This is a genomic window from Enterobacter sp. Cy-643 (genome assembly GCF_011752815.1).
In the GTDB taxonomy this organism is placed as follows: Bacteria; Pseudomonadota; Gammaproteobacteria; order Enterobacterales; family Enterobacteriaceae; genus Cedecea.
This window is the reverse complement of record NZ_VWWV01000003.1, coordinates 209106-222808: the sequence shown is the minus strand read 5'-3', so window position 1 is coordinate 222808 and position 13703 is coordinate 209106. Positions and strand designations below refer to the sequence as shown.

General features: G+C 55.0%; 12 protein-coding genes. 11 read left to right on the top strand and 1 reads right to left on the bottom strand.

All coding sequences use genetic code 11. The annotated features are described in order from the left end of the window. Positions 1–77: 77 nt before the first annotated feature. From prfC to yjjJ, 11 genes are all read left to right on the top strand, one after another. Entirely contained in the window at positions 78–1667 is a 1590-nt protein-coding gene (gene prfC, locus F3J29_RS14050; protein ID WP_166866964.1) for a peptide chain release factor 3, read from the top strand. 315 nt (positions 1668–1982) lie between these two features. After that, positions 1983–2594 carry a molecular chaperone OsmY gene (gene osmY, locus F3J29_RS14045; protein ID WP_166866962.1) on the top strand — a complete coding sequence of 204 codons (612 nt, stop codon included), beginning with the start codon at positions 1983–1985 and terminating at the stop codon, positions 2592–2594. Between the two features lie 133 nt (positions 2595–2727). Further along, the gene (locus tag F3J29_RS14040; protein ID WP_007373037.1) at positions 2728–2889 is read left to right on the top strand and encodes a DUF1328 domain-containing protein; all 162 of its coding nucleotides are present in this window, start codon (positions 2728–2730) and stop codon (positions 2887–2889) included. A 291-nt stretch (positions 2890–3180) separates the two neighbouring features. Continuing rightward, on the top strand, positions 3181–4254 hold the full coding sequence (locus F3J29_RS14035) for a patatin-like phospholipase family protein (RefSeq protein WP_166866960.1): 1074 nt from the start codon (positions 3181–3183) through the stop codon (positions 4252–4254). Next, positions 4251–5027, top strand: a complete 777-nt coding sequence (locus F3J29_RS14030) for a TatD family hydrolase (protein WP_166866958.1) — start codon at positions 4251–4253, stop codon at positions 5025–5027. Before F3J29_RS14035 ends, F3J29_RS14030 begins: the two co-directional genes overlap by 4 nt. A 171-nt stretch (positions 5028–5198) precedes the next feature. Then, a complete protein-coding gene (locus F3J29_RS14025; protein WP_166866957.1) occupies positions 5199–6476 on the top strand; it encodes a NupC/NupG family nucleoside CNT transporter in 1278 nt (425 codons plus the stop codon). Between the two features lie 345 nt (positions 6477–6821). After that, entirely contained in the window at positions 6822–7601 is a 780-nt protein-coding gene (gene deoC / locus F3J29_RS14020) for a deoxyribose-phosphate aldolase (protein ID WP_166866954.1), read from the top strand. Between the two features lie 182 nt (positions 7602–7783). Then, on the top strand, positions 7784–9106 hold the full coding sequence (gene deoA, locus F3J29_RS14015) for a thymidine phosphorylase (protein WP_166866952.1): 1323 nt from the start codon (positions 7784–7786) through the stop codon (positions 9104–9106). Positions 9107–9158: 52 nt separating this feature from the next. After that, positions 9159–10382: a phosphopentomutase gene (gene deoB / locus F3J29_RS14010; RefSeq protein ID WP_166866950.1), complete on the top strand. Its 1224-nt coding sequence runs from the start codon at positions 9159–9161 to the stop codon at positions 10380–10382. Between the two features lie 59 nt (positions 10383–10441). Continuing rightward, positions 10442–11161: a purine-nucleoside phosphorylase gene (gene deoD, locus F3J29_RS14005; protein ID WP_008460099.1), complete on the top strand. Its 720-nt coding sequence runs from the start codon at positions 10442–10444 to the stop codon at positions 11159–11161. Positions 11162–11310: 149 nt separating this feature from the next. Further along, positions 11311–12639, top strand: coding sequence for a type II toxin-antitoxin system HipA family toxin YjjJ (gene yjjJ / locus F3J29_RS14000; RefSeq protein ID WP_166866948.1), 1329 nt, complete (start codon positions 11311–11313; stop codon positions 12637–12639). Here the strand turns inward: yjjJ and lplA are convergent. Further along, positions 12636–13652 (bottom strand): lipoate--protein ligase, encoded by a 1017-nt coding sequence (lplA, locus tag F3J29_RS13995; protein ID WP_166866946.1) that lies wholly within the window; start codon positions 13650–13652, stop codon positions 12636–12638. The two genes, yjjJ and lplA, sit on opposite strands and share 4 nt — an antisense overlap. Positions 13653–13703: the final 51 nt, after the last annotated feature.

The window sequence follows — 13703 nt, the reverse complement described above, 5'->3', positions numbered from 1 at the left end:
GATGGGTAAAATAGCCGCCAAATAACGTTCACTCGCCGCGTGGCTCAAGGCCGTGCGCACTTACAGAAGATGTAATTATGACTTTGTCTCCTTATTTGCAAGAGGTGGCTAAACGCCGCACTTTTGCCATTATTTCTCACCCGGATGCCGGTAAAACGACCATCACCGAAAAGGTGCTGCTGTTCGGACAGGCTATCCAGACCGCCGGGACGGTAAAAGGCCGTGGCTCAAGCCAGCACGCTAAATCCGACTGGATGGAGATGGAAAAACAGCGTGGGATCTCGATCACCACCTCGGTAATGCAGTTCCCGTATCGCGACAGCCTGGTTAACCTGCTGGATACCCCGGGGCACGAAGACTTCTCCGAAGATACTTACCGTACCCTGACCGCCGTTGACTGCTGCCTGATGGTTATCGATGCCGCAAAAGGCGTAGAAGATCGTACCCGTAAGCTGATGGAAGTTACCCGTCTGCGCGACACGCCGATCATCACCTTCATGAACAAGCTGGACCGCGACATCCGCGATCCTATGGAAGTGCTGGATGAAGTTGAGCGCGAGCTGAAGATTGGCTGCGCGCCGATCACCTGGCCAATCGGCTGCGGCAAGCTGTTCAAAGGGGTTTACCATCTTTATAAAGATGAAACCTACCTCTACCAGACCGGTAAAGGCCACACGATCCAGGAAGTACGCATCGTGAAAGGGTTGAATAACCCTGAACTCGACGCTGCGGTGGGGGAAGATCTTGCTCTGCAGCTGCGTGAGGAGCTGGAGCTGGTGCAGGGGGCTTCCAACGAATTCGACCATGAACTGTTCCTGGCCGGTGAAATTACCCCGGTATTCTTCGGCACCGCGCTGGGCAACTTCGGCGTCGACCACATGCTGGATGGTCTGGTTGAGTGGGCGCCGGCTCCGATGCCGCGTAAAACCGACACGCGTCTGGTGGATGCGGCGGACGAGAAGTTCACCGGTTTTGTCTTTAAGATCCAGGCCAACATGGACCCGAAACACCGTGACCGCGTCGCCTTTATGCGCGTGGTGTCCGGTAAGTATGAAAAAGGCATGAAGCTGCGCCAGGTACGTATTGGTAAAGACGTCATTATTTCTGACGCGCTGACCTTTATGGCCGGGGATCGTTCTCACGTGGAAGAAGCCTATCCGGGCGATATTATCGGCCTGCACAACCACGGCACGATTCAGATAGGCGACACCTTTACCCAGGGCGAAATGATGAAGTTCACCGGTATTCCGAACTTTGCCCCGGAGCTGTTCCGCCGCATTCGTCTGCGCGATCCGCTCAAGCAGAAGCAGTTGCTCAAAGGCTTGGTTCAGCTTTCCGAAGAAGGCGCGGTGCAGGTGTTCCGTCCGATTGCCAACAACGATCTGATCGTGGGCGCGGTGGGGGTTCTGCAGTTCGACGTGGTCGTTGCTCGTCTGAAAAGCGAATACAACGTGGAAGCGATTTACGAATCGGTCAACGTGGCGACGGCGCGCTGGGTTGAGGGGAACGACGTTAAGAAGTTTGAAGAATTCAAACGTAAAAACGAAGTTCAGCTGGCGCTGGATGGCGGCGACAACCTGACTTATATCGCCCCGACAATGGTAAACCTGAACATTACTCAGGAACGTTACCCTGACGTGACTTTCCGTAAAACTCGCGAGCACTAATTGCCAGTCAGAGCGCGGCGTTCGTCGCGCTCTTCTCACTTTCCCTATCTTTTGAATCTCTTGCAGAATCCTCTTAATTTCCCGCTAATCCTGCGCCATTGCTGCTTTTTCCATCAACACGTCATGCACTTTTATGATTGTGATCTATATTTAACAAAGTGATGACATTTTTATTGGATGAAAGCTCCGGAAACTAATCAATTTCTGGTGTCTTGTTAGCGTTTCTCAGGTCATCTCAATATTAATAGCTGATTTTTTTCAGCTTACGGGAAACGAGAAAGCTCAAATGATGAGCAAACCTACAGGAATTAATCGATGACTACGACTAAGATTTCAAAAACTCTGCTGGCGGTTGTGTTGGGTTCTGTACTGGCGAGCACCAGCGCCTTTGCGGAAGACACTCTGCTTAATAAAACGGAATCTACCGCCGATAGTGCAGGGAAAAAAATCGATAGCTCCATGACGAAAGTCGGTAATTTCATGGACGACAGCGGCATCACAGCAAAAGTTAAAGCAGCCCTGGTTGACGATAAAAACATCAAAAGTACCGATATCTCGGTCAAAACCGACAATAAAGTGGTCACCCTGAGCGGTTTTGTTGAGAGCCAGGCTCAGGCCGAGCAGGCCGTCGCCACGGCGAAAAAAGTGGAAGGCGTCACCTCGGTGAGCGACAAACTTCACGTTCGCGACGTGAAAACACAGTCGGTTAAAGGCTATGCCGGTGATGCGGCCACGACCAGCGAGATCAAAGCGAAATTGTTGGCAGACAGCATTGTGCCGTCGCGCCATATAAAAGTAGAAACCACTGACGGTGTGGTTCAGCTGTCCGGTGAGGTGAAGTCCACCGCCCAGTCTGAGAAGGCTGAAAGCATTGCCAAGGCTGTCGAAGGCGTAAAAAGCGTTAAAAACGATCTGAAAGTGAAGTAAAGCAGCACCCAAAATGGCTTTCTGGACGCGTGCCGGGAAGCGATAAGCACCACCCTTACACATTATCGCCTGCGGGTTAGTCATTCGGAGCCCGTGAAGAAGCGATAAGGTTAACTATGGTTAAGGAGAGTCTATGTTTCGTTGGGGCATTATTTTTCTGGTAATAGCGTTGATTGCTGCGGCCCTGGGCTTCGGTGGTCTGGCGGGTACCGCAGCAGGTGCTGCAAAAATTGTCTTTATCGTCGGGATCATTCTGTTCCTGGTCAGCCTGTTTATGGGGCGCAGACGTCCTTAGCAACACTCATTGGGTAACATGCCGATACAAAAGAAAAGCCAGCCCTCGTGACTGGCTTTATACTGTCGACAAACCGCTGTCGACAGAAAAGAAATACCAGACGGCTCGTTAAAAAAAACAGGAAAATCAATTTATTGATTTTCGGCTGCTCACCACAAAGAGGGAAAACCACGCGTGTTCCCCTCTTGTCAGCAACCTCAAGCCAGTCCTCGTGACTGGCTTTCGCCGTTTTACTTAGCGCGCTATGGGTATAGGGTAGAAACTCACAACAACAGAATTCAGGAAAGCAGGGTGGGAAATCGTATACCCGTTACGCTCGGTAATATTGCGCCGCTGGCGACTAAACCTTTTCGTCCTGGAAAACTCGCTCTGATTTGTGAAGGGGGCGGGCAGCGCGGGATCTTTACGGCCGGGGTTCTGGACGAATTTATGCGCGCGGAATTCAACCCCTTTGATTTGTTCCTTGGCACCTCCGCCGGGGCACAGAATCTCTCCGCTTACGTTTGTAACCAGCCGGGATACGCGCGCCGCGTTATCACGCGCTTTACGACGACGAGGGATTTCTTCAATCCGCTCCGCTTCGCGCGCGGAGGGCACCTGATCGACCTTGACTGGCTGATTGAATCGACCGCAGCCAGATTACCGCTGTCGATGTCCAGCGCCGACCCGTTGTTTGAGCAGGGAAAAGAGTTCTTTATGTGTGCCTGCCGCAGTGATGACTATGCGGCGAATTACTTTTCGCCGACCGCGGATACCTGGCTAAATTTGCTGAAAGCTTCCAGTGCCATTCCCGGTTTTTACCGTTCGGGCGTGGATATTGACGGCGTCAGCTATCAGGACGGCGGCATCAGCGATGCGGTGCCGGTGCGGGAAGCGGTTAATCGCGGAGCGGATACGCTGGTGGTTATTCGCACCGTACCTTCACAGATGTACTACACGCCGCAATGGTTCAAACATATGGAACGCTGGCTGGGCGACAGCAGTCTGCAGCCGCTGTTGAATCTGGTGCAGCATCACGAGGAAAGCTATCGGGAGATCCAAAGCTTCATTGAGAAGCCGCCGGGTAAACTGAGAATCTTCGAGATTTATCCCCCGAAAGCGCTGTTAAGCAGCGCGCTCGGCAGCCGCCTGCCTTCATTGACGGCGGATTATCAAACAGGGCGCTTGTGCGGACGCTATTTCCTGGCGACCATTGGCAAGCTGTTGGTGGCTAAGCCGCCGTTAAGGCGCCATTTGCCGCGCATTAATACGCCCGGCCCGTTGGTGATTCCTCCTGCGGCGGCGGCAAACGAATCGCTGGTTAAGCCGATTAGCCCTGCCCTGCAGGCGAATGATGCTGCGTTTGATAATGAGGATCTTGCGTGAGTTTTACGTTCTACGACACCCATTGCCACTTTGATTTTCCCCCCTTCACCGGGGATGAAGAGCACAGCCTCGCCCTGGCCGCTGAGGCCGGAGTTCGTAAAATCATTGTGCCTGCAATAGAAGCGGGACGTTTCAGTCGCGTACTCGCGCTCGCGCAGAAGTACCCGGCACTTTATGCCGCCCTGGGTATGCACCCGATTGTGATTGAAAAGCATGATGAAACGGGCCTGGCCGAGCTGGAAGATCTTTTGCGGCAAAAGCCTGAAAAACTGATCGCCATCGGTGAGATTGGGCTGGATCTTTATCGCGAAGATCCGCAGTTCGACAGGCAGGAGTTTATCCTCACCGAGCAGCTGAAGCTGGCGAAGCGTTACGATCTGCCGGTGCTGCTTCATTCCCGTCGAACCCACGACAAGCTGGCGCTGCACCTGAAGCGCCACAATTTATCCAGGACCGGCGTGGTGCATGGTTATGCCGGGAGTTTGCAGCAGGCGGAGCGTTTTATTGCGATGGGCTATCGCATTGGCGTCGGTGGCACCATCACCTATCCCCGGGCCAGCAAAACCCGGGATGTGATGGCCCGGCTACCGCTTTCATCGCTGTTGCTGGAAACCGATGCGCCGGATATGCCGCTGAACGGCTGGCAGGGGCAGCCCAACCGCCCGGAGCGTGCTGCAAAAGTCTTCGACGCGCTGTGTGAATTGCGCCCGGAGCCCGCAGAAATCATTGCTAATGCCTTGAAAAACAACGCAGACGAATTATTTGCTTTCTAATGAGTCACGCTCAAAGTGTGATGCCTCTCACCTTACTATGTAAATGTTTCTATACATTTCGTCCTACACGTGATTACTCCGGCACTTTTCTCGCCCCTGTGGTTATAATCCGCGCGCTTAAAAGGGGCTGCTAAAGCCCGAATCTTTCCAGTTGATACACAGGGATACTGTATGCAAATACTCATGGGATTGATCGGCATGGTGGCACTGCTGCTGATCGCCGTTTTACTTTCCAGCAACCGCAAGGCGATCAACCTGCGTACCGTCATTGGCGCGTGGCTTATCCAGATTGGTATCGGGGCGCTGATCCTTTATGTCCCGGTCGGGCGTAAAGTCCTGCTCGCGATGTCTGAAGGGGTGGCTAACGTCATCGCCTACGGCAACTCAGGGATCTCCTTCCTGTTTGGCGGGCTGGTTTCTGACAAAATGTTCGAAGTTTTTGGCGGCGGCGGCTTTATCTTTGCGCTGCGCGTCCTGCCGATTATTGTCTTCTTCTCCTCGCTTATCGCCGTGCTTTACTACCTTGGTGTGATGCAGTTAGTGATCCGTATCCTCGGCGGCGGCCTGCGTAAGGTATTGAAAACCTCGCGCACTGAATCCTTGTCGGCGACGGCGAATATTTTCGTTGGCCAAACCGAAGCGCCGCTTGTGGTTCGCCCTTACATCTCGACCATGACGCGCTCTGAGCTGTTTGCCGTGATGTGCGGTGGCCTTGCCTCCGTGGCGGGCTCCGTGCTGGCGGGCTACGCGCAGATGGGCGTGCCGCTGGAATACCTGATTGCCGCGTCCTTTATGGCCGCGCCAGGCGGGCTGCTGTTTGCCAAGATAATGTTGCCTGAAACGGAAACCCCGAATGACGCCCCGGAACTGGAGTCGATGAAAAACGATCCCGATCGCCCGGCTAACGTGCTGGATGCGGCGGCCTCGGGCGCGGCCTCCGGGATGCAGCTGGCGCTGAATGTCGGGGCAATGCTGCTGGCGTTTGTCGCGCTGATTGCCCTGCTGAACGGCATGTTGTCCGGCATCGGTGGCTGGTTCAACTATCCGCAGCTCTCGCTGGAGCTGATATTGGGCTGGGTGTTCTCTCCGGTTGCCTGGCTGATTGGCGTGCCGTGGAGCGAGGCGATGGTGGCAGGATCGTTTATCGGCCAGAAGCTTATCATCAACGAGTTCGTAGCTTATCTGAACTTCGGCGCTTACCTGAAGGATGATGCCGAAGTGGCCGCGGCGGGTCTGCAGGTGCTGTCCGGCCATACCAAAGCAATTATCTCCTTCGCGCTGTGTGGATTTGCTAACCTTTCCTCTATCGCCATTCTGATTGGCGGGCTGGGCAGCATGGCGCCAAACCGCCGGCACGATGTGGCTCAGCTGGGCATGAAGGCCGTGGCGGCGGGGACGCTGTCTAACCTGATGAGCGCCACCATCGCCGGGCTTTTCCTGGCGCTGTAAACTGCAATAGAAATGTTATAATTATAACATTAAGCGGTAACCGATGGCTGGCGCCCTGCCAGCCATTTTCTTGCATCCCGGCGCAATTTAGCGCGTTATTTTGTTCCTTTAATCACATATACTCTATGAAAGCTTGCAATTCATGCTTTGGCTTTTGTGAGGCGAGACACAAAATTGCATCGGTGGTGAGTGTTAGAATTCTAACATTGCAACCGGCAATGTGCGGTGAGAAGGATCTCAACGTGAGGGTGACCCAGGTGACCACTCTTCTTCAAGGAACCAAGTCCGCTCCAACGTGTTGAGTTTCCAGGCCGGAGACTTATTTCCCTTTTGTTGGAGAGCGTTATGACCGATTTAACCCAAAGCAGCCTGCGTGCGCTGAAACTGATGGATCTGACTACCCTGAACGACGATGACACTAACGAGAAAGTCATCGCTCTGTGCCATCAGGCGAAAACCCCAGTCGGCAACACCGCTGCGATTTGTATCTACCCGCGCTTTATCCCTGTTGCCCGTAAAACCCTCAAAGAGCAGGGCACCCCGGACATCCGCATTGCGACCGTGACCAACTTCCCGCACGGTAATGACGATATCGACATCGCGCTGGCAGAAACTCGCGCCGCTATCGCTTACGGTGCAGACGAAGTGGACGTGGTCTTCCCATACCGGGCGCTGATTGCCGGTAACGAGCAGGTTGGCTTTGATCTGGTGAAAGCGTGTAAAGACGCCTGCGCCAGCGCTAACGTACTGCTGAAAGTGATCATCGAAACCGGCGAGTTGAAGACCGAAGAGCTGATTCGCAAAGCGTCTACTATCGCGATTAAAGCCGGTGCCGACTTTATCAAAACCTCGACCGGTAAAGTGCCGGTTAACGCCACGCCGGAAAGCGCTCGCATCATGATGGAAGTGATCCGCGATATGGGCGTGGAGAAAACCGTAGGCTTCAAACCAGCCGGTGGCGTTCGCTCCGCTGAAGATGCCGCGCAGTTCCTTGCTATCGCTGATGACCTGTTCGGTGCCGACTGGGCCGACTCTCGCCATTACCGTTTCGGGGCATCCAGCCTGTTAGCCAGCCTGCTGAAAGCGCTGGGCCATGGGGACGGCAAAAGCGCCAGCAGCTACTAATTACTCGTCATGCTTCAAGCCGCAGGTGCGTTAGCTGCACTCCCTTACCCCAGTGACTTACTTCAGTAAGTGACTGAGGATGAGCTCTTTTGCCTTCGGCCTGCGACTCGAATTATCCAGAGTAATCTTTAATTGCGGCGGGTTTTCCGCCGCTCTTTACCCGCATTTCCCAGGGGGTTGCCGTGTTTCTCACACAAGAAATTATTCGTAAAAAACGTGATGGCCTGGTACTGAGCGACGAAGAGATTCGCTTCTTTATCAACGGTATTCGCGACAACACCGTCTCTGAAGGGCAAATTGCTGCTCTGGCGATGACCATTTTCTTCCACGACATGACAATGCCGGAAAGGGTGTCGCTGACAATGGCGATGCGGGATTCCGGCACCGTGCTGGACTGGAAAAGCCTTAACCTCAACGGCCCGATTGTGGATAAACATTCCACCGGCGGCGTCGGGGATGTCACTTCGCTGATGCTTGGCCCAATGGTAGCGGCCTGCGGAGGCTATGTGCCGATGATTTCAGGCCGTGGTCTGGGGCATACCGGCGGGACGCTGGACAAGCTGGAGGCGATTCCGGGCTTCGATATCTTCCCGGACGATAACCGCTTCCGCGACATTATTAAGGACGTCGGCGTGGCCATCATCGGCCAGACCAGCTCGCTGGCACCGGCGGACAAACGTTTTTATGCCACCCGCGACATTACCGCGACGGTGGATTCCATCCCACTGATCACCGCTTCTATTCTGGCGAAAAAACTGGCCGAAGGGCTGGATGCGCTGGTGATGGACGTGAAAGTAGGCAGCGGCGCATTTATGCCGACTTACGAGCTGTCGGCCCAGCTGGCAGAGGCTATCGTTGGCGTTTCCAACGGCGCAGGCGTGAAGACCACCGCGCTGCTGACGGACATGAACCAGGTGCTGGCTTCCAGCGCGGGTAACGCCGTGGAAGTTCGTGAAGCGGTACAGTTCCTCACGGGTGAATACCGTAACCCGCGTCTGTTTGATGTGACGATGGCGCTGTGCGTGGAAATGCTGATTTCCGGCAAGCTTGCCAAAGACGAGATTGAAGCCCGCGCGAAGCTTCAGGCAGTGCTGGACAACGGCAAAGCGGCGGAAGTATTTGGCCGAATGGTTGCCGCCCAGAAAGGCCCGAGCGACTTTGTTGAGAATTATGCGAAGTACCTGCCAACGGCAATGCTGAGCAAAGCGGTATATGCCGACGCGTCCGGGTTTGTCTCGGCAATGGATACTCGCGCGCTGGGTATGGCGGTGGTGTCGATGGGCGGCGGTCGTCGTCAGGCTTCCGACCCCATTGATTACAGCGTCGGCTTTACCGATATGGCGCGTCTGGGGGACGCTATCGACGGCGAACGTCCGCTGGCGGTGATCCACGCGAAAGACGAAGCCAGCTGGCAGGAAGCCGCGAAGGCGGTGAAAGCGGCAATCAGCATTGACGAAAAAGCACCGCAGGAAACACCAACGGTCTATCGCCGAATCACCGAATAACGGTATACTGATCTGATCCCTATTTTATAGAGCACAAGGTACGGAGAATAATATGAAACGTGCGTTTATTATGGTGCTGGACTCGTTCGGCATCGGTGCTACCGAAGACGCAGAGCGCTTCGGAGATGTCGGCTCTGATACCCTCGGTCACATCGCGGAGGCTTGCGCCAAAGGCGAAGCTGACAAAGGCCGTAAAGGCCCCCTGAACCTGCCTAACCTGACTCGTCTTGGGCTGGTAAAAGCTCATGAAGGCTCCACCGGTAAAGTGGCCGCAGGCATGGACGGCAAAGCAGAAGTTATCGGCGCTTACGGCTGGGCACACGAGCTTTCTTCCGGCAAAGACACTCCGTCTGGCCACTGGGAAATCGCCGGCGTGCCGGTTCTGTTTGACTGGGGCTATTTTAGCGACCACGACAACAGCTTCCCGCAGGAGCTGCTGGACAAACTGGTCAAGCGTGCCAACCTGCCGGGCTACCTCGGCAACTGCCACTCTTCCGGAACCGTGATCCTGGATGAGCTGGGTGAAGAGCACATGAAAACCGGGAAACCGATTTTCTACACCTCCGCTGACTCTGTGTTCCAGATTGCCTGCCACGAAGAAACCTACGGTCTGGATAAGCTTTATGAGCTGTGCGAAATCGCGCGTGAAGAGCTGACCGAAGGCGGCTACAACATTGGCCGCGTTATCGCTCGCCCGTTCATTGGTGATAAAGCAGGTAACTTCCAGCGTACCGGTAACCGCCACGACTTAGCGGTCGAGCCACCTGCCGCCACCGTGCTGCAGAAGCTGGTTGATGAGAAGCATGGCCAGGTTGTTTCCGTGGGTAAAATTGCGGATATCTACGCCAACTGCGGTATCACTAAAAAAGTGAAGGCAACCGGTCTGGATGCGCTGTTCGACGCGACCATCAAAGAGATGAAAGAAGCCGGCGACGACACCATCGTGTTCACCAACTTCGTGGACTTTGACTCCTCCTGGGGTCATCGCCGCGACGTAGCTGGCTACGCGGGCGGCCTTGAGCTGTTCGACCGCCGCCTGCCGGAGCTGATGGCGCTGCTGAAAGAGGACGACATTCTGATCCTCACTGCGGACCACGGCTGTGATCCGACCTGGCAGGGTACAGACCATACTCGCGAACACATTCCGGTGCTGATCTACGGCCCGAAAGTGAAAGCCGGTTCTCTCGGTCACCGCGAAACCTTCGCGGATATCGGCCAGACGGTAGCGAAGTACTTCGGTCTTTCCGACATGGACTACGGCAAAAACATGCTGTGATCCCTTTGGGCGGGCGGTTGCCCGCCTGATTGCTAACTTTTTAAATAAAGGAATACACAATGGCTACGCCACACATTAACGCAGAAATGGGCGATTTCGCTGACGTAGTACTGATGCCGGGTGACCCGCTGCGCGCCAAGCACATCGCGGAAACTTTCCTGGAAGACGTGCGCGAAGTGAACAACGTGCGCGGCATGCTTGGTTTCACCGGGACTTACAAAGGCCGTAAGATCTCCGTTATGGGCCACGGCATGGGTATCCCATCCTGCTCCATATACGCTAAAGAGCTGATCACCGACTTCGGCGTGAAGAAAATCATTCGCGTGGGTTCCTGCGGCGCGGTTCGTGCAGACGTTAAGCTGCGCGACGTGGTTATCGGTATGGGCGCGTGTACTGACTCTAAAGTTAACCGCCTGCGCTTCAAGGATCACGACTTCGCGGCTATCGCGGACTTCGATATGGTTCGCAACGCGGTTGATGCGGCAAAAGCGCTGGGCGTTGACGCTCGCGTGGGCAACATCTTCTCCGCAGACCTGTTCTACACGCCAGATCCGTCCATGTTCGACGTGATGGAAAAATACGGCATTCTGGGTGTGGAAATGGAAGCGGCCGGGATCTACGGCGTAGCGGCTGAGTTCGGTGCAAAAGCGCTGACCATCTGCACGGTGTCTGACCACATCCGTACTCACGAGCAAACTACCGCCGCTGAGCGTCAGACTACCTTCAACGACATGATCAAAATTGCTCTGGAATCCGTCCTGCTGGGCGACAAAGAGTAAGTTTTTTTCTCGTTTAAAGGGCGCCTTAGGGCGCCTTTTTTATGCCATTTATCTATTCATTTTATTTTTTATTTTGGGTTAATTCCCTTTACCTGCCTGTCATTCAAGACTATAAATCAATTCAAGTATCTATTCATTAATCTATTCACATGAGCGAACTAACCGACCTTCTTCTTACCGGGCCTCTTCCAGCCAGAACGCTGGCCCAACGGCTGGGTATCAGTCAGGCGACTTTCTCTCGTCGGGTAGCGCTTGAGCCTGACGTTATCAAATTCGGTTCAGCGCGTGCGACGCTGTACGGATTAAAACACCCGGTAAGGCAGCACCGCGAGTTTCAGCTCTGGCAGATTGACGACACCGGTAAGGCATGGGTGTTTGGTGTGCTTTATCCCGTGTGGCCAAAAGGCAGTTGCCTCGTGGTGCATCACAACGGCGACAGCCGCTGGTTTGACGGGCTACCCTGGTACCTGACCGATCTCCGGCCGCAGGGATTTTTGGGGCGAGCCTGGGGGCGTGAGTTAGCTAAAGACAGCGATTTGCCGGAAGATATTCGGCTGTGGCGAGAAGAGGATGTGCTCCTGGCCCTCTCTGTGCAGCGGCAGGAAAATCTGGGCGGCTGGCTGGTGGGCGAAGAGAGTTATCGCCTGTGGACAGAGAAAGATGTTCCCGAAGCCATTCCTCATAATGATCGCCTGAAGGTTTACGCTGAGCTTGCTCACAGGGCGATAGACGGTGAAATTGTCGGCTCATCTGCCGGAGGCGAGCAGCCTAAATTCGCCTGCTACAGTGCAACAGTTCGCGGGCCACGACATGCTCTTGTGAAGTTCACTCCGGCTATGCAGAACGATAACCAGCGTCGATGGGCGGATCTACTGGCCGCTGAGGCCAGCGCTTTAACGCTGCTAAATGATGTAGGGATTGCTGCTGCCCGGTGTGATCTACTTTCGACGGTTAGCGGGCAGGTCTTTCTCGACGTTGAGCGCTTTGACTGCGTGGGCGTTTTCGGGCGGCGCAGTATTGTCTCTCTTGAAAGCGTGCAAAGTGAATATGCGGCGGGCGTGCTTAGCTGGCCTAAAGCCGTGACGCGTCTAAAAGAAGAGGGGATGGTTGAGGCCGCCACGCTTCGGCAGGTGCAGCGCATTTGGGCGTTTGGCCGACTGATTGGTAACAGCGATATGCATGCCGGGAACCTCTCTTTCTTTCTCTCTGACCGTCCGCTTGAGCTCACACCGGTCTACGATATGCTGCCTATGGCCTGGGCTCCTGGCAGTTCAGGCAATATGCGAACAGGCTGCATTGAGATTAATATTGATGCCGACGTCCCCGGCGAAGTGTGGCTCGAGATGCAGCCCTGGGCGCAGCGCTACTGGCAGGAGCTTAGCCTGAACGCGATGCTGAGCGAGCCATTCCGGCAAATTGCGGCGGGAATGGCTGAGCAAGTCGGGCAGTTAAGCGAGCGGCTTCGGCGACTGGCCTAACGAACGGCCTGAGCAATCCAGGCGGAAAGTTCTCGGAGTTCGGCTTCCTGTTCCGGGAAGCTGTAAATCAGCGTTTCACACTCCTGCTGCAGCAAAATGCTGCGGTACAGGCAGCCTTTTAATCGGCTGGCCAACGCTTCAAGCGGCGCGGGGTTCAGGCTATCAGTGAAGACCTGCGCCCGGGTGATATGGCCTTTCTCGACGTCAAAATGTAGCTCAACGCCACCCCAGCTAAAGCGGTTATCCAGCAGATGCGAAAAGGCCGGAGCCTGGCCAAAATTCCACTCCCAGCTGCTTTGGCGGGCAAAGGTGTCGGCAAACCCTGGCAGATCGGGGAGCGCTTCCGGGGAGATATGCTCGGCTTCCACACGCTCGCCGTAGTGAGCGAAAAACGCTTCTGTAATCGCGTCGGCTATCTGCTCGTGGGTCAGGCCAGGCTTGATGTCGCTGAGGTTGGCGACCCGACTTCTTACGGAGGTAATGCCTTTGGCCTGGAGCTTTTTCGGATCGGGATTGAGGTAGTTTGCCAGGCGACTCAGATCGGCATTCAGCAGCAAAGTACCGTGATGAAACCCACGATCCAGGGTTTCCCGGTAGGCGGAGCCGGAAATCTTGCGAGTACCTTCAGCTGTTTCGACCTCAAGGTCGTTGCGCCCGGATGCGGTGGCTTCCAGCCCAAGGCTCGCCAGGGCGTTCAGTACGATAGCCGTGGAAATACTCTTGTCGTATTCGGGTTTGCCGGCCATAAAAGTGAAGCAGGTGTTGCCCAGGTCGTGGAACACCGCGCCACCGCCGCTGCTGCGCCTTGCCAGCCGAACGTTATCTTGCTCCATGCGCCCGGTATTGCACTCTTTCCACGGGTTCTGGGCGCGGCCAATCACCACCGTATCTGCATTACGCCATAGAAACAGAACCCGCTGAGTGGCGGGCATCTGCCGAAAAATAGTCTCTTCAACGGCCAGGTTAAACCAAGGGTCGTAAGAGTCAGAGATAAGCAAACGCAAAGTAGACATAACAAAGATCCTTTTCCCAGAAGAATGGCGTCATATTAGCATGACGCCATC